This window comes from Schaalia vaccimaxillae DSM 15804 (genome assembly GCF_000420425.1).
Taxonomy (GTDB): Bacteria; Actinomycetota; Actinomycetes; order Actinomycetales; family Actinomycetaceae; genus Pauljensenia; species Pauljensenia vaccimaxillae.
In genome coordinates this window covers 17,575-44,092 of the sequence record NZ_ATUX01000012.1, presented here as the reverse complement: position 1 = coordinate 44,092, position 26,518 = coordinate 17,575, and the positions used below count along the sequence as shown (strand labels likewise).

Genomic DNA, 26,518 nt, shown 5'->3' with positions numbered 1-26,518 from the left:
ATCACCAAAATCAGCGCCCAACGAGGGCGCTCAACCAACTCACACCATCATCAAACATGGCATGGGCAACTGCGTCCTATCCACAGGGCTCGTCCTCGTCAATACGTCAGAGCTGCGCCACGCGGCCGGCGCGGCGCTTCATCCACCAATCCTTGACGAAGAACAGGCACACCACGATCACCGTCAGGACCGACATCGCAATCAACTGCTGGCGAGCCGTCGGATTCCACGCCATCAAACCAGCCACGACCACCAAAGCCACCAACACAACCCACGGCAGCCACGGCCAACCCGGCATCCGAATCGCCATCCGCCCCGACTCTTCCAACGAATCGTGCAAACGCATCTGCGCCACCAGAATGAACACCCAAATAATCAGCAGAACCATGCCCACCGAATTGATGAGGATCCCCAACAAAATTTCGGGCAGCAGCCAATTCAAAGCCACCGACACCAGCGCAAAGAAAATCGACACCGACACGGCTCTCCGAGGCGTACGGCCTCGGGCAATATCGCCTTCACCCTCTTCGCTGAGAACCGCAGTCACACCGTCAACTGACGCGCCAGCCTCGGCCATCGTCGACCCCAGCTCACCCGCGTCACGCCCCAGCAGCCAACGCACGCCCATACCGCGGGCAGACAGGGAATACGCCATGCGGCTCGACGCGTAGATATTCGCTGAAAATGCACTGATCAGAGCGATAAAGACGACCGCTTCCATAATGCGAGCCACCGCCGGAACGCCAGCCATTTCCAAGATCGCAGCAAAGGGACTGGTCGCCATATCCGGGGAATTCCACGGCAACAGCAGGATCAGCAACATCACCGAACCCACGTAGAACACCAAGATTCGCACAATCACCGAGCGGATCGCAGCGCCCATCGCGGCCTTCGCATCATCGGCCTCGGCGGCGGCGATGGTGACAATTTCAATGCCACCAAAGGACGTGATGATGGCCAGCAGGGCCACCGCGATGCCGGACATGCCTTGGGGCATGAAGCCTCCGTGTCCCATGAGAGTGTCGAATAGCCCTTCGCTGCGGCCTGGGATTACGCCGGTTATCAGGCCAACACCGATGATGAGGAAGGCAATGATCGCGACGACTTTAATGCCCGCCAGCCAGGCTTCGACCTCGCCGAAATCTCCGGCAGCCATGAGGTTAATGCCACCCAGGATCACAACGATCACCAGGGCCACCACCCACTGAGGTACGGAGGGGAACCAGCCGATGAAGATCGCCGCGGCGCCGGTAATTTCCAAGCCAAGCACCATAATGAGCATCGCCCAGTACAGCCAGCCGGACGTGAAGCCCGCCCACCTGCCGATACCCGCTTCGGCGTAGGTGGAAAAGGATCCGGTCGACGGCAGCGCGGACGCCAGTTCTGCCAGCGAGAACATCACAGAGACGGCGATGAGTGCGGCCAGCGCATAGGAAACGAGGACGGCCGGTCCGGCCTCGGATACGGCAACGCCCGTGCCCAGGAAGAATCCGGCGCCGATCGCACTACCCATTGCCATCATGGACAGGTGGCGTTTTTTGAAGCGTCGGCCGCCCGAGGGCGCGCCTGCTTGGGTTGCGTGTTCAGGTGTGCGCGAGGGCGCGGCATTGTTAGCTGGTGTTGGGGGATACGGACTCATGGTCACTGGTCGCCTTTCATCGGGCCCGATTGTCCTGGTCAGCTACGGGCAACCTGGAAAGGTTAGGCCGTCGGGGGGCCTGGGGTCACATCCTTGGTATGAAGCGACATTGGGTGAGACTGGGATGATCGGCATGCGGGCACCGAGTTCTGCGCATGGGTTTAGCACCGCAAATTGGGCGTCCTTCGGGGGAGTTATGGGCGTCCTTCGCGGCGCAGGGCCATGATGGCGCGCAACTGCGACGCCGTCAGAGTCAAAGTCCACTCCCCCGTCTGCGGCAACTGCCAACGACGCCAATGCGACAACACCGTGAAGGCCATGCCCACAATGATCGCCACCAACATCCCAATCGTGGACAACTCGTAACGATAGAAGATCACCTGGATCGTGGCCGACACCAAAGCAGGCGTCGCATAAAGATTATTCCCCCCAAAAACCTGGGGAACATTACCGGCTGAAATATCGCGGATCATCCCGCCACCAACAGCCGTAATAATGCCCAGCATGATCGCCGGAATCCACGAAAAACCAGCATCCAAAGTCTTAAGCGCACCCGTGGCCGCCCAACACCCCAGCACCGTGCCATCTGCAATGACCAGCGCAATACGCCACGGCCTCGATTCCAACTTCCACAGCATGGCAATACCCGCACCCACCAAGGCAGTTCCCAGGTAGTACGGGTCTGTCAGAGCCGCCGGAGGACCCGACTGCAACAGAACATCGCGCAACATGCCGCCGGCAAGCGCCGACATAATGGCCAACACTCCAAACCCCACCGCATCAAAGTTCTTCATGCGCGCCAAGCGCCCGCCCAGGATGCCATTGAGCAGCACTCCCAGCAGGTCAATGGCGCGGAAAAGATCCGGCAGAGTCTCGTTCAGTGTGTCAAGCACGAAAATATTGTGCCGTCACGCGACGACCGTGCCAAATAGTCCACCCAGCAAATAGGTCACGGCAGCAGCTCCGTAACCAATGAGCAACTGGCGGATCGCCCTCGGCAATGGGGCCTGACCTGAAAGAACGCCCACGATCCCGCCCGTCACCAGCAAGGCAGCCCCCACGATCACGGCGGCCACAATAATCGCGGTCACGCCCGTCAGCCCGAAGATGTAGGGCAGCAGCGGCAACAGCGCACCCACTGCAAAGAACACGAATGATGAGGCCGCGGCCCGCCACGGCGTTCCCACCTGGTCTCCTGCTCCGGCCCCATTCACGCCCCCATCGCCCAAGGCTGCGCGCACCGCAATGACGCCGGACTCTGACCCAGCTGGCTTGCGAACCTGGCTGAACACTTTGGCAGCGTGGGCGGCAGCGTCAGCCTCGGACTCACCGCGAGCGCGGAACACCAAAGCCAGTTCATTCGCATCAACATCGAGGGCTGGCACAGCCTGGTGCGCTTCGGGGTCGGGGATCGAAGCGTCAAGCAGCTCGCGTTGACTGCGCACACTCACCCACTCGCCCGCGGCCATCGACAAAGCGCCTGCGAGCAGGCCTGCAACACCCGTAGCCAGGACGAGGCCGGGGCTCATTCCCGTAGCCGCAACTCCCAGGACGAGGGCAAGGTTGGAGACCAGGCCGTCGTTGGCTCCAAAGACTGCGGCTCTAAAAGTGCCAGCGAGCGCCTCGCGGGAGCGGGCGGTGAGGCCTCGGATGACTTCGCCGTGGATGTGTTCGTCGGCGGCCATCTGGTCGGTGGCGTCGTCGTCCATGTCGTAGGTGGTGCGCTGTTCTGCGCGCTGAGCCATGGCGAGGATGAAAATTGTGCCGAAAATTTGCGCGAGCCAGGCGCTAATGCGGGCCGAAAGGCGGGGCCTGGGGGCGGGGAGGGCTTTGTCACCTAGGAGCGCAAGCCAGTATTCCTCGTGGCGGCGTTCGGCTTCGGCCAGTTGAAGGAGGACTTCGCGTTCCTCGCCGGTGCGCCGTTCTGCCAACGCGCGGTAGGTGCGAGCTTCCATGCGTTCTTCGGCGAGGTGGCGCCTCCACCGGCGGATTTGGGCGCGCGTGGCGTTCGGGGTTGGGGGTTGTGGGGTGTTGGTGTCGCTTGGAGCGGGAAAGTCTGGTTGTGCGTCAGCATCCCGTTGTGCGGATGTGGCGCCTGTTCGAGGTTCGTCCTGTGGCAATGGTTCTCCTGGGGCGAGGTTGCGGGAACCCGAATCCGCCCCGATTCCAGTGGTGTAGGAACCGGGGCGGATCGTGGAAGTCATGGGGTCAGCGGGCGTGACCGTCGGGGGAATCGAAGTTTGCTTCGACCGTGGTTGTCGGGGCCGTCTTCGGGTTCGTCGACGAGGGCGGGGTTTGCGAGGACGAGGGCGGAGCCCCAAAGAGGCGTTCTTTCACGGCGTCAGCCACCTTGTCGGTGACGCGTTCTCCCTGTTCGCGAACGATGTCGGACATCTTTTCACCCGCACGGTCCAGGGGTTTGGCCACGACTGGGATGCGGCGGAGCTTGGAGGCTGTGGCGCGCAGTTTCTCGTATTGTTCGCGTCCAGCTCGGGTGCCGAGGACGTAGCCGACGCCAGCGCCGAGCAGGATGCCTATCTTTGTACCCATGTCGTCTCCTTGAAATTGTCCTGGCCGGTTCGCATCCAACGAGTGTTGTTGCGGGTTTGGCCAGCTGTAGCACCACAGACTGCTTGTTTCGCATTGCCCGTGGGGTCGCCACATGTGTCGGCTTCCAAGCGTACCGGTGTTGTAGAAGATCCTCACTATGGATTTTTAGAGTGGTTTTGAATCACGCAGACATACACGGTCTTCAGATAACCTTCAGCCCAACCCTTATTTTCAGCAGAATATAAGGATGTTTTTGATATCTACCCCTTAACTTAAAATAAAGTCTTGTATTTGCGTAACTATTAGATTTACACTTAATTTTATGGCTTATTCCTACGCAATTCTCGCCGACATCATCAACTCACGAGAACTCGACGATCGAAACGCTGCCCAAGAAAGCTTCCTATCTGTTCTCGAAGAAGCAACAAAATCTCTCAAAATACTGCAACAACCGTACGCAACCGTCGGAGATGAATTTCAAACAGTCTGCTCCAGCCTTGAGGACGCCCTCGACTTCACCTTGAGAGTACAGCTCCTACTCCCCCTCGACCTCGGCTTACGCTTCGGCATCGGCGAGGGCGACATCAAAACCATCCCCACTCAACACACGCCTATTCAGGACGGAAGCGCCTGGTGGAGAGCACGGGAAGCTATCGACAATGCTCACGAAACTCAAAAACATCTTCGTTTCACACGAACGAGAGCCGCTTGCGCAGACCCGCAGCGCACCGCCCACACCAACGCACTACTGACGCTGCGAGATCAAACAGTGAGCCGACTTCAGGAAAGACCTCGACGGATCATCGCGGCCGCCCTCGTCGGAACCACACAAATAGCTATCGCACGCAAGGAAGGCATCACTCAAGCGGCAGTGTCTTCAGTAGTTAACGGAAGCGGAGCCGCCCTTCTGGAAGCTCAGCGCCTCCTTCTACAAGGCACCCTTCAGCCTCTCAGCGGCTCGGAGTGACCACAATGATCACACTAACTCTTCTAGCTATCGGCGCTTTCGAAGCCGGCCTTTCGCTCACCGACTTACGTGATCGACGCCGCCCATCACCATTGATCTGGATCATCGGCTCAACGACCGCTTTTGCGACTTTACTTCTAGGGTGGATCATTTTTGAGAACGCCTTCTCAACAATCCTTCCTCTGATAGCACTAGTGCTCTGGGCTATTTGGGGAGCCATTTTTACTACGCCAAAAAGCATCGTGGCTCGCGCCGCCACCTTCGCCCTCGGCGCTGCCCTGATGACATCTCGTATGCCAACGCTACTGCCAGCGATAAGCGCTGCTCACCTCAACGAAACTACCTCTGCCCTTAACCTGACGCCACTGACGGTAGTCGGAGTGGTCTTGATGATGGCGCGACCATCGAATGAATTCATCGCAGCAACACTGACGCTCGTGCGCCAAAAAGAGTCAATGGAGGAACCTCCTGGAGAACGCAATCCCCACACTGATCAAAGCCTCTTGCGAGGGGGCCGTTGGATTGGATCTCTTGAACGCATTCTTATTTTGTCGCTCGCGTTCATTGACGCTCCAGCAGCAATCGCAGCGGTTATTGCAGCGAAAGGAGTCATCCGATTCCCCGAGATCAGTAGGAATGATCAGACTCGAGGACGAGCAGCCGAAGAGTTTCTCATCGGGTCATTTTCGTCGTGGCTGTTAGCGGTCGGCGCTTACCTGGTATTGAGCAACCTGCCAGCCGTGGGGATTCCTTAACCAAAGTTCTTTTCCCCTTCCTCCATCCTGCTCCTTTCCACTATTGATTAGCGGATATTTGGGCGTCCCTCGCGAGATTTTTGTGCGTCCCTCGCGGGATAGAAGGGGGGGGGAAGGGCACGGGAAGGAATGTTACAGATATGCACACATTGGAACGGTTCTCGACCATGCGGCCTCGTCGCGGTAAGTTGGATCGGTGAGCGAGATTCTGATTCAAACTCCCCGAGGGGTCTGTCTGTCGGGGACGTTCGTCAACCCCGTCGACACTGGCGACGCCGCGGTAATCTTCTCGCACACCTTCCTAGGGGACCGGCATTCCTCCGAACATTTCGACCGCCTCGCTAAAACATACCGGGCGGCCGGCTACGCCACCTTAGAGTTCGACTACTCCGGTCACGGAGCATCCGGCGATGACATCATCACCTTAGAAGCGATGGTTGAAGACCTGCGCGCTGCCTCCGGGTGGCTCGTTGACCAAGGATTTGGGCGCCAAGTGTTACACGCCCATTCTTTCGGCGCGACGGTAGCTCTCACTGCCCGACCGTCAGCAATTGGCTCCTATGTTCTGTCCTCTCCAGCTATCGGGCCGGTGTCATACGAATGGAACCGGATCTTTTCCGATATTCAGCTGAGCGACCTCGAGGTCTACGGCACCACCACCATCCCCGATGACTCGTCATCCGTGCGTCAACAGTTCACGATTTCCAAGCAAACACTGGTGGACTTGTCGATGACTGAGCCTGACAAACTTTTGCACAACCTCGACGTACCCACCCTGATAATCCACGATTCAGCAGATAACGAATCCGGACTCTTGGCAATGACCCTGGATATCTTCCCACAACTACCTGACGGCTCTCGCGTTGAGGTGGTGTCGGACGCTGACTTCGGCCTCGGCCAAGACGTTAATCGGCTCGACGAACCTGCTTTGGCCTACGCACAACAGTGGGTGCCCGTAGCTCGGGAGACCTCGCACATCAGATGAGTGCAGGCGTGAGCGCGACAAACACGCCCGCGCTGTGAACCCATCCGCGCATGGTGAAACCTTCACCTACGGCAGGCTTCATCAACTCAACTCACGCAGAAACTCCTCTACCAGTCCAACCAGGGCGGGCTCATCGCGCCAACGTCGCGTCCCGAAGGTCCGCGTCGACAATGCTGCAACTGATGACGCGAATCGAATGATACCGGTGGGATCAGTTGGCGCGGGGGAGCCTGCTGCGTGAATATGCGCGAGCGCCCACACGAAAGCTCCGTGGAAGATGTCTCCCGCACCCAAAGTGGAGGCGCCGAGCGTTGAAAGCTCCTGCGAGGAATTGTTGGGAGAGGACTCATCCAGCGATGAGCTTCCCCGCGTGGACTCCCCCACCTTTGACCGTCCTGGTATAGGCGAGTTTTGGCTGGCCGTGTCCAGATCGGCTTGGCCTGTGCGCTCGGCCTCGTCCTCGTCAATGCCGGGCACCTCAACCTCACCAGACTTGCCATCCCACCACCACTGCACAGGCTCGGGGCCCCGGGTGCGTACCGTGCGCGTGATGCCGAATCCGCGCAAAAACTGCGCGATATCCTCGCCCACCGGAGTGTTGATGAGCGGCGGGCAAAAGTCTGCGGAAACGACAGCTACGTCAATGAGTGACAGCAGCGGCGTGAACCAGTCTTTCCACGATCCGCCGTCGAGGACGCGCAGGTGGCAAGGTTTGGCGTCGAGGAGAGCGAAGGGATCGGCCTCGTCTGGGTCGGGTGCTTGGACGCCCAGCATCAGAGCAGCTTCGGCGAGGGCGGGGTTGTGTCCGTCAACGAGGACGGCGTCGGGCGCGCCGTTTTCGGCAACGGCTTGGGCCAGTTGTTGGCGACCTCGCTCATCGTTGATGGCTAGGCGCGCGTTGGTGGAGGCCACCATGCGCCCCTCGGGATGCTCAACGATCGATGAGACTGCCGGCGATCCCGTGCCCTCGCTGGCGTCTAGGACTCGAACGTGCAAGGCGTCAATGTCAGCGGCCAGGAAGGTAGCGGTTGGCCCCTGTCCGAGGGCGGTCGCCAGGGTCACGCTCGGCGCTGGTGGAGTCGAGAGTGGGGATGGGATCGCGCCAGTTCCTGGGTCCTTGTCGGTTCCTAGGGCCTCGCCGGCTCCTAGGGCCGAAGCGAGCTGGAAGTCAGTTGCAGCAGGCGTGCCAGTCAGGGCGTGTGTGCCGGGCATGCGGGTCGCGGGACTGCCGTCAGCTAACCTCTGCGCAATTGCCTCAAGTGCAGCAGCCGTAATCGCCGCATTCGTCGCAGGCCCACCCGCAGCCATCGCATAATCAACGGATGTGGTTTTGGTTTCAGGGTCAGGCCGATGATCGAGGGCGTGAATAACATCCAAGGTGGTCAGGCCAGCAAAGACAACATGCATGAGTCCATTGTGGCCGGTGTGGAGCGAGCTTGCCGGCTGCGGATCAAGAATCTGGCCTGAGGTCACAACTCAAGAGCGATATGCCAGCAATGACAAAGCGGATAAGTTATTACTAGCTAGCATATTGAATTTCGGTCCATTCAATTCGGCCGCAGATGCACATGGGGCGTTGCAATGGCTTCATGACAACTCCGATACAGCCCAGCTCTCCAAGCCCCAGCACTTCCAGCGCAAAGGGTCTCATCGTCGGCATCGCGGTGGCCGCCCTCGTCATTATTAGGTGTGTGGCCGCTTTGGCCGCGCACCTGCTTGGGGCGAACGGTAATGACGTCCTCGTATCGACTAGCAAGTCCAGTCAGTCGGGCGACGGCGCGACGGACGACGGATCGGATATGGGCGGAGAGTCAGAAAGTGAGGGGGATCAAGGCACACACGACCTACGGCCTGCGCCCAGCCTCCAGCACTTACGCAATGCAACTTTGTCTCTGCCAACTACATGTGCAGGTTTTGGACTCCAAGACCAGAACGCATCTGGCAACTTCGTCGACGGGACAGCGATGTCTCCCAACGAACACAATGCGCGAGTGGTCTTGAGGTCAGCAACGCCCGGTGTTTTCGAAGGCAAAAATGTGGCAGTGGCTGTGCTCATCTGCTCTGGTAGAGGCGCTTATTCGAACGATTCAATTGCCATGTACGACGCCGACCTGAAAATGGTGGCCAGCCTTGAAACTTAGGGACAGGGCTCTCATCGGTTACACGCGTATGTTAACGATATCGAGATCGAAAACCTTGTGACCGACACGAACACAGTGTCTTTTGATATTCCCAGGGTCAAAGTTATTGGCGACGCCCCAGACCATGCCAGTGGCGGTTCAGCAACGGCACACCTGGAATACACGTGGAATGGGCAGGATTTCGAGCGAACGTCAGCTTCATATACGACCCCGAGGTCTCGTTGTTGAGCCTGATCAGCAGACACTTCAAAAAATTTATGACGCCGCTTCGCTCGGGGACGATTCCCTCGTCGCCAAGTACACGAGCGCGAAGAACATTGAGAGTCTGCAAAAGGGATGTTTGTCAGACTGTTCAGCACCCGACTCCATGGAAAAACACGGTTTCCGTGTCATTCACTTTCCGTAGGCGGAAAGGTTGGCCAGTGTGCATTGCTGGGGGCACTAGACAAAAGAATACGGTTCTTCAATCCTGATATCGGGAGATCCCAGCGGCCGCATCATTAATTCCTTCTCCTCGTCAACAGCACAACCCGGAGACTTTGTGTGCGGAATTGATACAACGGGCACCGGACCCAATACAGAGCTCGTGACAACGGATGAGCACTACTCCGTGTGGATTACCGTGCGTACCACCACAGACCCACAAAACTTCACCATCGTGGATTTTGGAAGGAATTTCTCGTAAGTCTGGGGTGAGTGTGTGGTGCGACTTGGACCCGGGCTCACGCAAGACCCATTCTGGTCTTGAGCCGAAGCAGAAGGTTCCGCAGATGCACATGGGTCGTGTTGCAATGAATGCATGACGCGGACCATTCATTCACATGATTCAGCACCATGTGCATCTCAACTGACTGTCAGCGACCGAGGTCGCGGGATGCTCGTAGGCCTTGCCACTTGCGATGCTCTGGGGACAACCAACGAGTTCTGTTCACCTGGCCAGTTCGAGCCGATCGACACCATCGTCGGCGCAGGGCCCTTCAACTTGGAGCCCGGCCAGTGGACTGATGACACTTCGATGGCCCTATGTTTAGCCGACTCTTTGTTGGCGTGTGGCCGCTACGACTCCCTCGACGTCATGTCGCGCTACGCAGCGTGGGCTTTTGAGGGGTACCGGTCTTCCACGGGAGAGTGCTTCGACATTGGCAACCAGGTATCCCACGCAATTCATTCTTTCCAGCGCGTAGCCGGCGGCCTAGTTTCGGCTGATGAGGCGCGCACAAAATCGGCAGGAAATGGTGCAATCATGCGGCTTGCTCCGGTGATCATCGCCGGTTTTGAAGGTCGCAATCCACTAGACATTGTGCGTATGGCTCGTTTGTCAGCGCGCGAAACCCACTTCAGTGTCGAGGCCGAGGCCGCCACGGAAGTCTTTGCCGCCCTGCTCGTTGGAGCAATGCAGGGGCTGGGCAAGGAGAACATCTTGGACGTGTCGTGGGCGAAGTCAGCGTCACATTGGCCCGAATGTTTTGATGTTGTTAGCGGCCAGACCATCTCGAGGGATCCCCAGGTTCGGGCGTCATCTCGCAACAACACCAGCGGCTACGTCATTCACGGCATAGCTTTGGCGGTGTGGGGGGCTCATGGACTTTGACTCCTTCGAAGAGGCTGCGCTCGCCATCGCCAATCTGGGTGGCGACGCCGACACAAACGCTGCAATCTTCGGTCAGCTTGGCGGCGCCTACTACGGAATTGAGGCAATCCCTGCCCGCTGGAAGCAAACCCTGCATGAGGGGTCACAAATTGATGCACTAGCCGCACGCCTGCTAGCAACATCCATCAGTGAGAAAGCTGTTACTCGCTTCGAAGAAGATCAGCCGGGGACGTGCAGATAGCAAAAATGTCAACGTTCAACGACACACACAAATGTGTCAGCGATTATTGACATGCCATCGAGAACTCAGCGAGGAAAACATGCGCCTACATACTCCAACACAGCTTGGGCTCTACATAGCCGATCAAAGAGCCTCTAAAGGATCGAATCAATTAACCCCGAATTAGCTTCCGACATGAAAACCGCTGTGAAATGGAGAGCCAAAGAACTCAAAAGAACGATGAGTTAGCAGTTCGCCAGGACAGGCACGTCAGGAACCACACCTATAAGATCGCTAAAATTACCGAGTGCCCGACAACCTGGAAAACCCCGGCCCCCGACAGCCCAAACGTCGCCGCAACGTAACACGTGGTGACACAGGCCGAGGCGCCCAGAAGAACGCGTCCGCACACACCCGCGGCCGCCCTCGTCGACACCGCAAACCCACGCACGAACGCGCACGCGCCTTCAAACCCTTCACCCCTGAAGAACTCGCAGCGCGCGCAGCCTCCATCCCCGTCGTCACCTTCCCCGACCTACCCGTATCGGCCCGCCGCGACGAAATCGCAGACGCCATACGCGACCACCAAGTCGTCATCGTGTCGGGCGAAACCGGCTCAGGAAAAACCACGCAGCTCCCCAAAATCTGCATGCAACTAGGGCGCGGTGTCGCAGGAATGATCGGGCACACCCAGCCCCGACGCCTCGCCGCCCGATCCGTCGCCGACAGAATCGCCGCAGAACTCGGCCAAAAAGTGGGAAGAGCGCCAGGCCAAGTCGTCGGCTACCAAGTGCGATTCACCGACGAAGTGGGACCCACCACCCTCGTCAAACTCATGACCGACGGCATCCTCCTGGCCGAAATCCAATCCGACCCCATGCTGCGCCGGTACGACACGCTCATCATTGACGAAGCACACGAACGCAGCCTCAACATCGACTTCATCCTCGGCTATCTGGCGCGGCTGCTGCCCATGCGTCCCGACCTCAAAGTCATCATTACCTCCGCCACCATCGACTCCCAACGCTTCGCCGCCCACTTCGGAAGATGGCAAGGCACTCCCGGACGAGGCACCCTCATTGAAGCCGCTCCCGTCATCGAAGTCTCCGGACGTACATACCCCGTTGAAATCCGATACCGGCCACTGAGCGCCGACCTACCAACGTCGTACACGTCCTCGTCCACACCTGAACCTGGGTCGCCTCCCGCCGAGGACGGTGGCACCCCCGCTGGCGAATCACCCTCAACCGGTTCAACAGGCTCAGCAGGAGCCGAACAACTCGTCCTCGAAGACCCAGACGACGACCTGCCCACCCTCGGCTACGGGCTCGGCGAAGACATCGACGTCGAACAAGCCATCTGCCATGCGGTCGACGAACTCATCAGCGAAGACTCCGCAAAACGCACAGGCCCAGAACTGGGAGACATCCTCGTCTTCCTGCCCGGCGAACGCGACATCCGAGACACCGAACAAGCCCTCCTCGACCACCTCGGGCCGCGCGGAGTACGCGCCGGACAAGACGCAGGCGCCAAGCCTGGCGACGTTGAAATCGTGCCCCTCTTCGCACGGCTGACAGCAGCCGAACAACACCGAATCTTCGAACCCCACCGGCTGCGCCGCGTCGTACTGGCCACCAACGTTGCCGAAACATCGCTCACCGTGCCCGGCATCCGCTACGTCATCGACCCCGGAATGGCGCGCATCAGTCGCTACTCCAACCGCACAAAAGTCCAACGCCTCCCCATCGAACCCGTCTCACAAGCCTCCGCCAACCAGCGCGCCGGACGCTGCGGGCGCGTCGCCGACGGCATCGCCATCCGCCTGTATTCCCAGCGTGACTACGAGGCGCGGCCCGCCTTCACCGAACCGGAAATCCTGCGGACCTCCCTGGCCTCCGTCATCTTGCAAATGGCGTCTCTGGGACTTGGTTCTGTTGGCGATTTCCCCTTCCTTGACGCACCGGATCGTCGAGCTATTCGTGACGGCGTGCAACTGCTCGTTGAAATCGGAGCGTTGGAAGAAGACACGCCTCGCGGGCAGTCCTCCGGCACGAGACAGCACTCAGCTACGTCTGGGCCGCACAACTCCACCTCTGGGCCGCACGCTGGCGGATACCGGCTCACACCAATTGGGCGCGACCTCGCACGCCTACCCATCGACCCGCGCCTTGGACGGATGCTGCTCGAAGCAGATGCGAACGGTTGCGCCTCCGAAGTGCTCGTCATCGTTGCAGCGCTTTCCATCCAAGACGTCCGCGAGCGCCCACTCGAATACCAAGGAGCCGCCGATGCCGCGCACGCGCGCCTGGCGGATCCCCACTCCGACTTCATTACCTACCTCAACCTGTGGCGATACCTGCACGTCCAACAGCGCGACCTATCCGGATCGGCTTTCCGCAGGCTGTGCCGCAACGAGTTCTTGCACTACCTGCGTTTCCGCGAATGGCGAGACGTGGTCGGACAGCTCAAGCAAATGGCTCGGCCACTCGACCTCAAACTCCATGACATTTCTGGGCCAAGTTCAGGTGATGTTATTGAAGCCGCGCGTTTTGGCGGCGTTCAAGATGCAGCAGCTCGTGCAGTCGTTGCTCACACAGCTGGCGCTAATTCCGTAGATGCCAATGAAATCCACCGATCTTTGCTCGTTGGATTGTTGTCGAATCTGGGCTCATGGGACGAGGCTAAACGCGAGTACCAAGGCGCTCGCGGGACGCGCTTCACTATTTGGCCTGGATCAGGGTTGGCGCATTCGCATCCTGCGTGGGTGATGACCGCCGAGCTGGTGGAGACATCGCGGTTGTTTGCGCGAACGGTTGCCCGGATTCGGCCCGAATGGATTGAGCCGTTAGCTGGTGGGCTGCTCAAGCGTGTCTACTCCGAGCCGTATTGGTCGACCTCTAAGGGCGCGGCCATGGTCAAGGAGAAAGTCCTGCTGTATGGCATGACATTGGTGGCTGATCGGCCTGTATTGCTGGGGCGCTTGGGCGACCTGGTTTTGGATGACCGAGTGGGCTTTGGCTCGGGCGGTAGCGCCGGTGCCGGTGCCGGTGTCGGCGGGATCAGGGGGGCGCTGGGCACGCAGTCCGTGGCAAAACCTGGCTCCTTAGCTGGGTTGGCTCAAGGACTTTTGGGGTACACAGCTGATTCCGGGGCTTCACGCCACATTGGGTCAGTTGGCCGAGACATCTTGGCAATGGCTTTGGCAGATGAGCTGTCTGGTTCGTCCGAATCTGTGGGGGCACCTCAGCCTGCAGGGCCTAGTTCCGCGGAAGTACCCGCAAAAACAGACACAGTCGTGCGTGCTGGCGAAGGTCCTCAAATCAGCAAATTCCGTTTGACCAGGGAAAACACAGAATCAGATTCAGCTGAACAGGTTGGCAAGCCAACGACTGTGTCTAATTCTGCGGGTGATCCTCAAGATCCTGGCACGCAAGCCAGCGGCGATGTGCTCACCGCCCGCTCACTAGCCCGCGAAATGTTCATTCAGAACGCTCTGGTTTCTGGAAACTGGCGAGAACGCCATCCCTTCCAGAAAAAGAATGCCGAACTGCTTGAACAAGCTCGCGAGGTTGAGCGCCGCTCCCGCACGCATGGACTGGTAGCTGACGAGCAGGCATTGCATCGATTCTTCGACGATCTCATTCCCGACGACATCGTCTCCACGGGACACTTCAATCGCTGGTGGAAGCGCGCTCAGCGTGACAACCCCGATCTGCTGACCTACACGCAAGAACTACTTCTTCCCCGCAGTATCAATCAGGACCAGCAAGGATTCCCCGACTCATGGGAGTCCGGAGACCTGCGATTGCCTCTGGAGTACCAATTCTCACCTGGCTCAAACCGCGATGGCGTCACCATGACCATCCCAATTGAAGTCCTTGAGCGGGTCAGCGATGAAGGCACCGACTGGTTGGTACCGGGCATGCTTGAAGAACTCATCACTGAAACCATTCGAGCTCTCCCCAAGGCAAAGCGCCGGCTCTTAGCTCCGGCCCCAGAAGTGGGTTCGCAGGCTGCACGTTGGATTCGGACCGCACTTGAGTCTGGATTAGCGCCGGCGGCTCAAACCCCAAGCGAACCTGTCGACGAAGTTGATCCGATGTCGCTATCGGCGGCTATGGATCGGCTCTCACGTTGGGGAGCCGCTACAGGCACCAATCGGACACAGAAGTCTCACCAGAACAAGAAGCCTGCGACCCCGTCTTCGCCCCCTCAATCCGGACAGTCAACCTCCCCCGCAGCCACCCCAGCCGCCGCACCATCCGCAGTTGCAGCCGCCACATCAACCTCCGCCGCAGCCGCGCTTGACTGGTCCAAGAAGCGTCCGAGCTTCGCAACGGCTTTCACCCACGCGATCAGAGAGATTCGTGGCGTCGATGTGTCTGCGGCCGACCTGGCTTACTCCGAGGAGAATCTCCCTGCACACCTGCGGATGACTTTCGTCGTCGTTGATCGATCTGGGCGTGAACTAGGTTCAGGCGAGGACCTGGTTTACCTGCAAAAGACCTTGTCAGGTCAAGCTGATAATGCGATTCGGCGCGCCGTTCGCGGGGCAGTGGCCGAAGCCTTTGCCGACGCTTCGCAGAATCGGGGTCACGGAAAGAACAGAAGCAAGGACAGAAGCGAGGGCAGGAGCAAGAACGGTAGCCGGGAGGCAACCTCAGCAGACCGGCAGACACAGAACACCCGTAAAAATAGACACAGTCGTGGCCAAAACTCGCCCGATTCGACGCAAAACCGCAGGTCAGTTTTCGGGAGTGCCGACGACTGTGTCCAAAACAGCGGGTTGGAACAGTCGCACTCCCACCCAAATCTCCATCTGGATGACCTCACCGACTTCCCGCAGTCCCTCCCCCGTTCCATTGAATCCTCAGCGTCAACGTCCGCGGCATCCCAAGCCCTCACCCTGCGAGGATTCCCCACGTTGGTTCCCCAAGGAACGCCTGAATCTCCCAAAGCTGGTGTCCGCGTCATGGCCAACGCCGCTGAAGCTGACCGCCAGCACCGCGAAGGTCTCGCTCGCCTCCTGGTCCTTAAAATCAGGCTCCAGCAGACGCGGATCACCACTCGTTGGACGGGACGTCAAGCGCTCATGCTTGCCGCCTCCCCGTATAAAGACACTGGTGCTCTGGTGGCTGATGCCCAGCTGGCCTCCGCGCTCAGCCTGGTCGACGAGCTCACCCAGCACCCGGGGTCAACGGGGGCGGCCGGCCCGTCATCTATTCGCACGCCGGAAGCATTCGCAGACCTGGTGGGCCGCGCACGTAACCTCCACGAGGACCGCGTCTACGAAATCCTCGGTGCAGTGGTTCGAGCTATGGAAGCTGCCGCGGAAGTCGACAATGCGTCGCGCGCCCATCAGGCCGCTTCTCTTGCCGAGGTCGTTGCCGACGTCAACGCGAATACGAGGGCTCTCAACTTCCCCGGTTTCGTTTCAGCCACCCCTCTTGGTTCCCTGCCGCACGTGGCCAGGTATCTTCGTGCGGGTGCCGTCCGGCTCCAAAAAGCCGCGTCCTCCGCTGGCGCTTTGGACCGAGATTTACAGGACATGGAACGTATTCACGAGGTCGAGGCCGTGCTGACTCAGGCCCGAAAGATGGCCGATAGTCGTCCCTTCGATGCCAGGCGTGCAGCGGAATTGGAGCAGGCTCGGTGGATGCTCCAAGAACTCCGCGTTTCGATGTTTGCGCAGCAGTTGGGGACCCCCCTGAAAGTCTCCGTTAAACGGATCCTCGGGGTCATCGGCCCCGAAGCTGTTCCTGCCTCCACAAGCCAGAATCCTGGGCGTCAATGAACCGCGATCAGGCACGCCGCGAGGCGCGCACCATCATGGATGCCGCGGGGCTAACGCGGTGGAGTTTCCGCTTCGACCACGCCAAGCGCCGCGCGGGCTCGTGCACGCATTCAACGCGAACGATCACTCTTTCGGGGCCCCTCGTGGATCTTTACGATGTGGACACTGTTCGCGGCGTAATCCTCCACGAGGTCGCGCACGCCCTGGTTGGGCCAGACCACCACCATGATGCGGTATGGAAGAAAGTGGCGCGAGGTTTGGGCGCCCCTGATAGTGCTCGGCTATCGGCTGATCTTCCCAAACCGGTGGAACCGTGGGTGGGCCACTGCCCGATGTGTGACGCGCAAAGGAAACTGTTTAGGGCTCCTCGCCGAGTCACAGCCTGCGGCCACTGTTCATCCACCTTTGACGCAGCAAGAATCCTCGAGTGGACTCACAATGGTGTTCCCGCGTCACCTGGGGCCGCCTATGAACGCGAATTGCGGTCCATCCAACGGCGCCTCAAATAGCCCCACAAGCCACCACCGCAGATCATCCCACCAGCACAGACACTCACACCCCCCACCACGTTTCCGCTGCCAACCACCACTCCAGTGCCCTACCCTCGAAGGTAACTGATCCCGATCAACTCGGAGGCCGCCATGGCATCGACGAAAAAGACCGCCAAACGCATCGGTATTCTCACCGCTGGAGGAGACGCCCCCGGCCTCAACGCCGCGATCCGAGGCTTCGGCAAAGCAGCCATTGGACACTACGGCATGGAATTAGTCGGCTTCCTTGGAGGCGTGCGCGGTCTGGCCGAAAACCGGTTCATTGACCTGGACTCCAAGGCCCTATCTGGGATCCTTACAGTCAGCGGCACCCTGCTGGGAACCAGCCGCGACAAGGTACACAAGATGACCGTCGACGGCGAAGTGCGCGACATGATCCCCACCATCGTCGAAAACGTCGAAAAAGATGGGCTCGACGGCCTGGTGTGCATCGGCGGCGCAGGCACCGCGAAGAACGCGCAGCGCCTCGCCAAAGCTGGCCTGAACGTTATTCACCTGCCCAAGACCATTGACAACGACATCGCCCACACCGACACCAGTTTCGGTTTCTCCACAGCCCTTGGCATCGCCACCGAAGCCATCGACCGCTTGCACTCCACAGCCCACAGCCACCACCGCATTATCGTCGTGGAAATCATGGGCCACCGCGCCGGCTGGCTGGCGTTGGGCTCGGGCATCGCAGGGGGTGCAGACATTATTTTGCTACCGGAAATTCCCTACTCCGTCGACAAGATCGTCGAGTCCATCCAACGCCGCGCCTCCCACGGCGCAAACTTCTCCGTCGTCGCAATTGCCGAGGGCGCCTGCGACGTGGAAACCGCGCGCGACCTGGCCGCCGCCGACGCACTCATCGGCCAGGCCGACAACGCTGAAGGCAAAGCCGCTGCGAAGAAACACAAGAAGGCTCTCGAAGCTGCTCACCGAGGCAACGCCTTCGCCCTCGCCTCCCAACTCGAAGCCGCCACAGGCCTCGAAGCCCGCGTGACCGTCCTCGGATATGTCCAACGCGGCGGCACACCGGACGCGGAAGATCGGCTGCTGGGCACCCTGTTGGGCGGGGCCGGCGCGGACTTGGTGGCGCGCGGCGAATACGGAGTGACGGTCGCTTCACAGCACCAGAGAGCCGTGCCTGTGCCTTTGAAAGATGTGGCCGGACAGGTCAAAATGGTTCCCCTGGACCACCCGTGGATCGAGGCGGCACGACACGTCGGCACCGGTATGGGAGACTAATTCCCTCACCTCGACGAAGGCTCGCCGCGACCCTCGCTCACCCAAGTGCCAGGCGCGTCCGCCCTCGTCGATAATGCTCACGAGCAAAATGAAGAAACGCGCCGCCGCGCAAAACGCAGAATTGAAGGAGCAGCAACACCATGACGGACCATGCGGATTCGACAACCCAGGTGACCAGCAAGGATGCGAGCGAAGCCCCAGACCGTGAGGTTCTCACGTGGGATCTTTTCGGCGAGGCGTCGCGAGAACTCACCCGCCAGATCGTCGATTCCGGATGGATGCCTGACCTGATTGTGGCGATTGCGCGTGGCGGCCTCATTCCGGCAGGCGCGATCTCGTACGCGATGGACGTTAAAGCCGTGGGCACCATGAACGTCGAGTTCTACACCGGCATCGGTGAAACCCTGGACGAGCCGCAGCTGCTGCCTCCGCTCATGGACGTGTCCGCGATGGATGGAAAGCGTGTCCTGGTAGTTGACGATGTTGCCGATTCAGGCAAGACGCTCAAGATGGTCATGGATTTGATCGACGAGCACGGCCTGTCGTTGGACGGTGAAACGAATGTGCGCGTGGATGCGCGATGCGCGGTCATCTACAAGAAGCCGGTGTCGATCATTGACCCGGATTACATCTGGCGCGAAACCGATAAGTGGATCAACTTCCCGTGGTCGACGCTGCCGGTGATTGTGCCCGGCGACGCGGCCGCGCAGGTGTGAACCGTGGCCCTCTGGGCTGCCTGCCTTCGGGCCGCTGGGCTGCGGGACTGCAGACCTCTGGGCTGCGGCGATGAGCTTGGGGCTTCGTGATGGAGATTAACGAGGGCGGTGCCCCCACCCGGACGGGTGGGGGCGTGGCTGCATCCATTTCAGTGGCCGAACAGGTGGTTGACCTCGTGGTTGAGCGCTTACGCCGCGGTGATGAGTTGCGGGTGTTGGGGCTCACTGGACCACCTGGCACGGGGAAAACCACGGTGGCAGCCCTGGTCGCTGACATGTTGCGGGCACGCGGGGTGCAGGTCGCGGGCGTGGCTCCGATGGATGGATTCCATATGTCTAACGCGGTGTTGGACGAGTCGGATCGCCACGACCGTAAGGGGGCTCCCGACACTTTCGATGTGTGGGGGTTTGTGGCTCTGCTTCGTCGGCTCCGCTCCTCCGCCAACAGTTCCTCGCAAGATACTTCCTCGCGAGGGACGCCCAAAACTCCCCCGAAGGACGCCCAAAACTTCACCGAGGGACGCCCAAACTTGTCGCGGAACTTTGCTACCGAAGTCACGTCACTTGATCCAGATCAGCCAACCGACTCCGTGGAATCCGCCATGACAGCTGGGCCGTCGACGCCAGCCCCAGAGGCTCCCGTGGATCCAACCAAGCCGCAGGATCCTCGAATTGTCCTGGCGCCCGACTATCGACGTGACCTGCATGAGCCTGTGGCCGCCTCGGTGCCAATTCTGCCAACCGGCATCGTCATTACCGAAGGGAACTATTTGGGCCTCGACCAGCCGGGGTGGCGTGAAGTCCGAGAACTCATCGATTTGCTCATCCATATTGATACTCCAGACGCTGACGTTTATCGGCGCCTAGTGGCCCGCCATGAAGCCTTTGGGCGTGACCGTGCGGAAGCTGCTCACTGGACTCGAACTGTGGATGCGGCAAATGTCACCCTTGTGAACGCCCACCGAGGTCGGGCCGACGCGGTGGTCTGGGCGCGGGAAAGCCAAAAAGCTGATGAGTGAGGCACTTTGGGCCGTAGTGTTCGTTCTCAGTTCCTTTGTGGTGTGGGGATACTGGGCGGTCGGGTTGTTCACCGACACTCGGCTCAGACGCACTATTCGGGCGCTGCCAAGCATTACGAAGAGGCGACCAGACCTTTCATTGTTGTTTCCAGCCGCGGCGGCAATTCTCCTGAGTGTGGGTGGGATGACCGTGGTAGAAGCACTGGGAGGGCCAGCCGAAGTCGCGACTGTGTTTGGAGCGCTGGGGCTGATCTTGGTAATCGCAGCGGTCGCTGTGTACTGGTTGCCAATCCGTTTGCCTGATTGGCTTGATCCTGCATGGCAGGAAGCGTGTTTTGCCGCGCGTCGTTCGAAGTGACTTGACTTCACCCGCAAAAACAGACACAGTCGTGGCTCGCCAGTCAACTGCCGCTTGTGCGAAATCTCTTTGACCTGCGGAGATAACTTTCACTTAAGGCGCTTGCCGGAACGACTGTGTCTAATTCTGCCGGTAGACCAAAGCAGACACTGCTCACAACAACAGCTCTGCACACCAAGTCGCCTTCTGGGTCCGCAGCAAGACAGAATTAACAGATCATCACCCATCACAACTTATCCACAGGGAGACAATCGAACCTTGCAGAATCAGAACGAACCAACATGATAAATAGATGGATATCGTCGAAAAAGTCGCGCGCGCTGGAGGCCTCCTCCGCCTGGCGCCTCTCGTTCACAACGGGTTAACGATCGTAGATCTGCCCTCAACCCTGCACTACTACAGAGGTTGGCTTTACTTAGCCGAGTTCGTCAGTCTTGATCAAGTCCGCGCCGCAATCTACAACGCTAAGTTAACCTGCTGCAGCGCAGCAGCTCACCATGGCCTACCAATCCTGCACAGCGACAAGTCACCGCGGACCCACCTAGCAGTCCCGCGCAATCGGTCTCAGCAACCAAGCAGACTGCGAAGAATGGACGATGTGGTGATTCATCGAGAGTCAACACCACTCGATTCAGATCCAGTTCGCCCCTGGCTGGCCAGTTTGCCGCGAGTTCTCGAACGGAGTTGCGCCTGCTTGTCTCCAGAGTCAGCCGTCGCGATGCTGGACTTCGTCACGACAAATCATCTCTGCGACATTGCAGAGCTGCACATTCCCAGCTTCGGACCGACGTCAAGCAGGCTTCAGCAAGCAATTAAGCATTCGGTGAGAGGAAGCCGTTCAATCTTAGAAACTTGCGCTCGTTTACAACTCGAGGATGCAGGAATTCGGGTTCAGGTTGGCGTTCCAATCCCTGGAGTTGGCGAGGTGGACATGATCGTCTTCGACCGGTTGATTATCGAGTTAGACGGCTGGGCTTTTCATAAAGATAAGCTCCAGCGAGCCCGAGATCTTGAGCGAGATCGGCGGCTGGTTGAACTCGGCTTCCTGGTAGTGCGGTTCGAGTATGAAGCTGTGATGACAAATTGCACCTTCGTGTCGGAAGTGCTGGCAATGCGTGATCACGCATTGGCTCTGGAGCGGCCAGCATTGGACTACTCTTCCTGGAGCTTCCTGTGACTAACCCGCAAAATTAGACACAGTCGTTCCGGCAAGCGCCTTAAATGAAAACTATTTCCGCAGGTCAAAGGGATTTCAGGACTTTTTCGGTTCTCACGCACTCCACGACTGTGTCTGTTTTTGCGGGTGACGCAAGGAGCCCGTCTTCAGACACCAACCGAAGTCGCGCAGAATCACCGCAGGGTGCCACAGCACCCCCGAACCGCCACAGCATCACCCCAAGGTACGCAAATACTCCACGATCTTCGGGGTAGCGCGCTCAATAACCTCCAGCGTTTCAACGAAGTCTTCGTGTCCGCCATACCAGGGATCCGGCAGGTCCATATCTCGCGGGCTAGCCTGCGGGTCAAACTCACGGAACATCCGGATTTCTGGCGTCGCCTCCCTTTGAACACCAGAGCGCCCACGCAAGCCAGCCAGGTCACGCAGCCGGTTCACGGATCGAAGATGGTGCCCTGTCATCGTCAGGATCAGGTCCCATTCGCCAAGCTCATTCTGGCGAATTTGGCGCGCCCGATGGTCGGGCACGCCGTGTCCATTTTCTCGCAGCACTCTGGCCGCTCGCCGGTCAATGGGGTTCCCATGTTCTTCGTCTGAAACCCCGGCAGAATCCACCTCAACATCAAGCCCGGCTTTGGCCACAGCTTCGGCGAGGACTTGGTGGGCCATGGTGGATCGGCAGATGTTGCCGGTACAAACCATGAGGACGCGTTTCATGGGTTCTCCTTACGAGGTTCACTCCTAGCGCTCTACAGTTCGCGCTCTGTAAGAGGGGGCGTTCAGTTGTGAATCTGAGGGAAGCTGCAAGCTCAGTGTGCACAGATTGCGCCCAATAAGCCCCACACCCGCGTGGGTCAACCCCACATGGGTGCCCCGTGCGGACCGTGCGCCGTGCACCCCTGCAAAAGAGTCAGCGGGCTCAGTCTTCCAGGTTGAGGAACGCTCTCACGGCATCAGCGGAGTGCTGAGCAGCGCGCTCACCGTCCATGTGGAATTGTTGGTCAGCTCCCGGCCCACACAGGTCGGACACTGCACGCAGCGAGATCCAGTCGACGCCAGCTGACCAGGCGACTTGAGCCATGGCACAGGTTTCCATGTCGGAGCCGATGGCTTTGGGGAATTGGGCGCGCAAGGGGTCAGCGACCTGCTCGGTGGCGAAAGAGTCCGAGGACAGGATTTGCCCCGAACGCACGGTGTATTCGACGTGGGCTCCAAGGCGTCCGAGTTTGCCGACGGCTGCTTCGGATGAGTTGTAGTCGGCGGGCATTTGGGGAACTTGTCCGAAGGAGTAGCCGAAGGCTGTGGCGTCAGCTTGGCCGTAGACGGTGGAGATGCCGCCGGCGATGTCGCCGACTTCGATGTCGTGTGCGAGGCCGCCGGTGGTTCCTGCGGCGATAAAGATGGGGGTGTCGACGAGGGCGAGGGCGCGCGCGGCGGCGGCAGCTCCATTGGCCAGTCCGATTCCGGATGTGACGACGAGGACCTTGTGTCCGTCGAGCATTCCGAGGATGAAACGCTGGACGGCGTGTCCGAACTTTCCTGCGACGACCACTTGCGGTGTTTCTTCACCTTCGAGGGGTTCGAGGGCATCGAGCAGGGGTTTGGCTTCCATGTCCATGGCTGCTTGGATGACGGCTTCGACGCGGATGCGTTCGGGGAAGTTGATGGTTGTCATGGGTTTAGTTTAGATGTGCCCGCATTCTGGTGCTTTGGTGCCCACTGTCAGTGTTTGGGCTTGCGCTGGGTAGCTGTGCCGTGATCGAGGTTCTCGCCCTCGCCCTCGTCGATGGGCAATTCGTACCCGTCGCGCGCGGCGGCGGCCAGCGCGGCGATTCGCGCCTCGTCGGCTTTCTTTTCGTCGCGTTTGCGGCGACGCCCGATCAGTAGCCAGCGGATGAACAAGCCAACTGCGATGAGGCTGATGACGCCGACCGCGATGAGCACCCAGATCATCCACGTTTGCATGGGCGCGGGGGTGGCTGCGGCAGTTTCGGCGCGCGCTTGTTCGGGGTCGATGGGGACTCGTTCGCCTGTGACCAGGAGCCTGTGGGAGTTGACGCCGTATGGGGTACAGGTGATGAGTGTGGCGAGGTCGCGGCCGATGACTTTGTTGAGGGTGTCGGTTTCGTTGGGTAGGACGATACGAATGTCGTTGACCTCGTATTTGAGGTAGCGGCCTGCGACTTGGAGGTAGAAGACATCGCCGTTTTCGATTTTGGTGAGGTTGTCGAACATGGTGGCGGTGCCCAGGCCGGTGTGTCCGGTGATGACTGAGTGGGTGGAGGTGCCTCCCACTGGTAGAGCTGTTCCGAAGAGGTGTCCGATACCTTTGTTGAGGACGTCGTCGGTGGTGCCGTGGTAGATGGGGAGGTCGACGTGGATTTTGGGGATGACGACTTGACCCATGACAGGGTTAATGTCGAGCTGCGACAGGTAGTTCTGGTACTGGGGGGTGTCTGGGCGTTGTGATTCGAGCCAGGGGTCGAGAATCGGTGATTCGGCGAGCGTGGCGTTGTAGTGGTCGGCGGCTTGGAGTTCTGCGGCAAGGACGTCAGGGCCAACATTGGTCATTTCGGCGGTATATTGGTCGGCAATTTCTTGTTGGCGCGCGTTGTTGTGCTGGGTAGCAATGACGGGATAGAGCAGCACAATGATGCCCAGGAGCAGCATGATTGGCGGGAGAAGTTGGAGGATTTTCCACTTCAGTGGAGTCGGTTTACGCCGATGGGCAGATTCGGGCGTTTCGTCCTTGCTGTCAGCAGGTGAGGTCCGCTCGGTAATTGCTGATGTGCTCACGGCGCCTTCCGTTGGGTGGATGCTTACGTATTTAGCGTAGGTGCTACCTGGGTGTGTTGCGTGATATACGAGGGCGAGGACGCGCTTTCTGTGCCGGACTTCTGGTGTCGGGGCGCTGTCTTTTTCAAAAGATGTGCGTCCCTCGAGAAAGTTTTGTGCGTCCCTCGCGGGGAGGGGAGGGAGGTTGATATGCGGGATGCGGGGAGGCACTAGGCCTCCCCGCATCCCGCTATCTCACCGAGAGCAGACTTTGTGGTCAAAAATCGCCATTTTTCTGGCTTAAAACGACCATAAGGTCTGCTCTCGGCGGAGAAGAGAAGGTCAGGATTCCTGATCCTTGCGGCGCTTGTTCGCATAGGCAATGGCACCTGCACCGCCCACGAGCAGAACACCCGCGGTCAGTAGGACGCCCACACCAGCAGCACCGGTAAGAGGCAGCTTGAAGCCAGCATTGGAGGGCACGTTGGTGACCTTAGCTTCAATCTGATACTCGTTATCCTTGGTCGAGTTGGCCTGCGTGATTTGGAAGGCAAGCGGCTTCGTCTGAAGTTCGTAACCAGACGGAGCCTTGGTCTCAACGAGGCAGTACCAATCCCACGCGTTATTGTCTGCTATAGCCTTTCCGTCCTCCCAGTCATTGTTCTGCAAGGAGTCGATCGTGACGGTGCCTCCAACAGTCACGAATGTGGTCTGGCCACCAACAGTCAATGGAGTCTTGGCGTTGCCATCGGGGTTACCGGCATCGGCGTCAGAGTCGACAAGGGTGTAGTTACCAGGAGTGAAGTTGGCGGTACCAACCGTGGGGCCGGTGCATTTGAAGACTTGGAACTCAGCACCATCCAGAGGAGTATTACCGTCAGGACCAACTTTGTTGATCTTCACCTTGCCAAACTTCGATTCGACCTTAGAGCTCGGAGGGGTGTCCGGCGGCGGGGTGGTATTCGTCTTCGGATCCCAGTCGTTTCGAGGCTTGTCGGGGAAAATCATGGCGGTGTTATCAACGATGCCATCAGGGCTGAGGGCCTGAGCAACAGTGGCGGTGAAAGTCATAATGACTTGGTTGGTGCTGCCGTCACCAGCAATACGCTGATCAAGGAGCTTTTGACGTCCGGTTTCGGTGAACTCCGCTGTGACTCGCTTGAAGTTGTCATTCGTCGTCTCAGGCTCACCATCATCGTAAGCGAAGGGGGCATCAATATAGCTCAACGTGTAGTCAACACCAAGCTGCAGTGACGTGCCGTCAGTGAGAGTGAGCTTAATAGCTCCCTTCTGTTGATCGCTAAGAGTGAGCCGGGCATCGTACTGGTCAACAACGGTGTAGTAGTTGAGTTTCTGCCCATCAGCGAGCTTCGGGATGTCAGATTTGAGTGTGTAGTCGATGGTGGAACCAACGGCAACCGAGTTCGTATCCTCAACGGTCTTCTCGATCCCCGTTTGGGGGTTCTTCGGGTAGACGTCGGGCTCGTAGTCCCAAGTGGTGTTGTCATCGGCGTTGCCGGGGACACCATCGGGACCGTTGACGTTCGTCATTGGGACTGTAATCAGGAAAGGATCGGAGGCGGTGTAACCTGCGGGCACCGAAACTTCGGTGACAATGTAAGCGCCGATAGGTAGATTGGCAAAGGTCGCTGTACCGTTAGGTCCCGTTGTCTGGTCAGCCGGTGCAGGGTCCACGCCTCCAGCGCGAGCAGTTGCGACGTTGTTGTTGTAGCCGACAAGTGTTTCCCACCCTGCTTGAGTCGTCAAATCAATGGTACTGAGGCGCTCAACCTTGTACACAACGCCAGGGACGGGAGTTTGGCCTGCCATGTCCTGGGGCTGGCCATTGCCATCAACTACACCATTGTCCTCAGTCTGAAGGTACTTATGAATCGTCAGTGTGCCGGTTCTACCAGGGGTGACATCAATAAGCGAAGGTAGCTCCGGATCTGCGGCCATCGCTGCGACCGGCAGGGCGAAACCGCCGGCAGCTATTGCGAAGGCTGCCAGCAGGCTGATGCCGCGGCGGGTCTTCTTGGTGGTCATGTTC

General features: G+C 59.2%; 22 protein-coding genes. 13 read left to right on the top strand and 9 right to left on the bottom strand.

The window, feature by feature from the left end:
- Positions 1 to 106: 106 nt before the first annotated feature.
- The 4 genes from G439_RS11925 to G439_RS11920 form a co-directional block, all read right to left on the bottom strand.
- Positions 107 to 1,639, bottom strand: coding sequence for an amino acid permease (locus tag G439_RS11925; protein ID WP_040435036.1), 1,533 nt, complete (start codon positions 1,637 to 1,639; stop codon positions 107 to 109).
- A gap of 194 nt (positions 1,640 to 1,833) precedes the next feature.
- Positions 1,834 to 2,538, bottom strand: a complete 705-nt coding sequence (locus G439_RS0109960; RefSeq protein WP_026459603.1) for a trimeric intracellular cation channel family protein — start codon at positions 2,536 to 2,538, stop codon at positions 1,834 to 1,836.
- Between the two features lie 9 nt (positions 2,539 to 2,547).
- Positions 2,548 to 3,843, bottom strand: a complete 1,296-nt coding sequence (locus G439_RS0109955; protein WP_083940867.1) for a VIT1/CCC1 transporter family protein — start codon at positions 3,841 to 3,843, stop codon at positions 2,548 to 2,550.
- 4 nt (positions 3,844 to 3,847) lie between these two features.
- Complete coding sequence (locus tag G439_RS11920; protein WP_022869038.1) at positions 3,848 to 4,189, bottom strand: YtxH domain-containing protein; 342 nt, start codon at positions 4,187 to 4,189, stop codon at positions 3,848 to 3,850.
- A gap of 322 nt (positions 4,190 to 4,511) precedes the next feature.
- Between G439_RS11920 and G439_RS0109945 the strand changes: the two genes are divergently transcribed.
- The 3 genes from G439_RS0109945 to G439_RS0109935 all read left to right on the top strand — a co-directional run bounded on the left by G439_RS0109945 (position 4,512) and on the right by G439_RS0109935 (position 6,896).
- A complete protein-coding gene (locus tag G439_RS0109945) occupies positions 4,512 to 5,156 on the top strand; it encodes a SatD family protein (protein WP_022869037.1) in 645 nt (214 codons plus the stop codon).
- A gap of 5 nt (positions 5,157 to 5,161) precedes the next feature.
- Positions 5,162 to 5,911 (top strand): hypothetical protein, encoded by a 750-nt coding sequence (locus G439_RS12725; RefSeq protein WP_207382285.1) that lies wholly within the window; start codon positions 5,162 to 5,164, stop codon positions 5,909 to 5,911.
- A 196-nt stretch (positions 5,912 to 6,107) separates the two neighbouring features.
- Positions 6,108 to 6,896, top strand: coding sequence for an alpha/beta hydrolase (locus tag G439_RS0109935; RefSeq protein WP_022869035.1), 789 nt, complete (start codon positions 6,108 to 6,110; stop codon positions 6,894 to 6,896).
- A gap of 81 nt (positions 6,897 to 6,977) precedes the next feature.
- Here G439_RS0109935 and G439_RS12820 read toward each other — a convergent pair whose 3' ends face one another.
- Entirely contained in the window at positions 6,978 to 8,303 is a 1,326-nt protein-coding gene (locus tag G439_RS12820; protein ID WP_243442578.1) for a carbohydrate kinase family protein, read from the bottom strand.
- Positions 8,304 to 8,485: 182 nt separating this feature from the next.
- Here G439_RS12820 and G439_RS0109920 point away from each other — a divergent pair, with 182 nt between their 5' ends.
- From G439_RS0109920 to G439_RS11885, 10 genes are all read left to right on the top strand, one after another.
- The gene (locus tag G439_RS0109920) at positions 8,486 to 9,037 is read left to right on the top strand and encodes a hypothetical protein (protein WP_131333626.1); all 552 of its coding nucleotides are present in this window, start codon (positions 8,486 to 8,488) and stop codon (positions 9,035 to 9,037) included.
- A 541-nt stretch (positions 9,038 to 9,578) separates the two neighbouring features.
- Positions 9,579 to 9,722 (top strand): hypothetical protein, encoded by a 144-nt coding sequence (locus G439_RS12655; protein ID WP_165544540.1) that lies wholly within the window; start codon positions 9,579 to 9,581, stop codon positions 9,720 to 9,722.
- A 114-nt stretch (positions 9,723 to 9,836) separates the two neighbouring features.
- Positions 9,837 to 10,628 (top strand): ADP-ribosylglycohydrolase family protein, encoded by a 792-nt coding sequence (locus tag G439_RS11905; RefSeq protein WP_341532754.1) that lies wholly within the window; start codon positions 9,837 to 9,839, stop codon positions 10,626 to 10,628.
- Positions 10,618 to 10,869 (top strand): ADP-ribosylglycohydrolase family protein, encoded by a 252-nt coding sequence (locus G439_RS12890; RefSeq protein WP_341532753.1) that lies wholly within the window; start codon positions 10,618 to 10,620, stop codon positions 10,867 to 10,869. Before G439_RS11905 ends, G439_RS12890 begins: the two co-directional genes overlap by 11 nt.
- Positions 10,870 to 11,155: 286 nt before the next feature.
- Positions 11,156 to 16,642, top strand: coding sequence for a DUF3418 domain-containing protein (locus tag G439_RS12445; protein ID WP_022869030.1), 5,487 nt, complete (start codon positions 11,156 to 11,158; stop codon positions 16,640 to 16,642).
- Positions 16,639 to 17,151: a SprT-like domain-containing protein gene (locus G439_RS0109900; RefSeq protein WP_022869029.1), complete on the top strand. Its 513-nt coding sequence runs from the start codon at positions 16,639 to 16,641 to the stop codon at positions 17,149 to 17,151. The genes G439_RS12445 and G439_RS0109900 overlap by 4 nt, the downstream gene beginning before the upstream one ends.
- Positions 17,152 to 17,283: 132 nt before the next feature.
- Positions 17,284 to 18,423 carry a 6-phosphofructokinase gene (locus G439_RS0109895; protein WP_022869028.1) on the top strand — a complete coding sequence of 380 codons (1,140 nt, stop codon included), beginning with the start codon at positions 17,284 to 17,286 and terminating at the stop codon, positions 18,421 to 18,423.
- A gap of 140 nt (positions 18,424 to 18,563) precedes the next feature.
- Positions 18,564 to 19,139, top strand: a complete 576-nt coding sequence (locus G439_RS0109890) for a phosphoribosyltransferase (protein ID WP_022869027.1) — start codon at positions 18,564 to 18,566, stop codon at positions 19,137 to 19,139.
- Positions 19,140 to 19,228: 89 nt separating this feature from the next.
- On the top strand, positions 19,229 to 20,158 hold the full coding sequence (locus tag G439_RS12815; protein ID WP_022869026.1) for an AAA family ATPase: 930 nt from the start codon (positions 19,229 to 19,231) through the stop codon (positions 20,156 to 20,158).
- Between the two features lie 947 nt (positions 20,159 to 21,105).
- Complete coding sequence (locus tag G439_RS11885; RefSeq protein ID WP_165544539.1) at positions 21,106 to 21,693, top strand: endonuclease domain-containing protein; 588 nt, start codon at positions 21,106 to 21,108, stop codon at positions 21,691 to 21,693.
- Between the two features lie 213 nt (positions 21,694 to 21,906).
- On the opposite strand, the gene G439_RS0109870 is transcribed toward G439_RS11885, so the two are convergent.
- From G439_RS0109870 to G439_RS0109855, 4 genes are all read right to left on the bottom strand, one after another.
- Entirely contained in the window at positions 21,907 to 22,410 is a 504-nt protein-coding gene (locus G439_RS0109870) for a low molecular weight protein-tyrosine-phosphatase (protein ID WP_022869023.1), read from the bottom strand.
- A gap of 202 nt (positions 22,411 to 22,612) precedes the next feature.
- Positions 22,613 to 23,368, bottom strand: coding sequence for a 5'-methylthioadenosine/S-adenosylhomocysteine nucleosidase (gene mtnN, locus G439_RS0109865; protein ID WP_022869022.1), 756 nt, complete (start codon positions 23,366 to 23,368; stop codon positions 22,613 to 22,615).
- Between the two features lie 47 nt (positions 23,369 to 23,415).
- Positions 23,416 to 24,489 (bottom strand): class C sortase, encoded by a 1,074-nt coding sequence (locus tag G439_RS11880; protein WP_022869021.1) that lies wholly within the window; start codon positions 24,487 to 24,489, stop codon positions 23,416 to 23,418.
- A 321-nt stretch (positions 24,490 to 24,810) separates the two neighbouring features.
- Positions 24,811 to 26,514: a SpaH/EbpB family LPXTG-anchored major pilin gene (locus tag G439_RS0109855; protein WP_022869020.1), complete on the bottom strand. Its 1,704-nt coding sequence runs from the start codon at positions 26,512 to 26,514 to the stop codon at positions 24,811 to 24,813.
- Between the last annotated feature and the right edge of the window lie 4 nt (positions 26,515 to 26,518).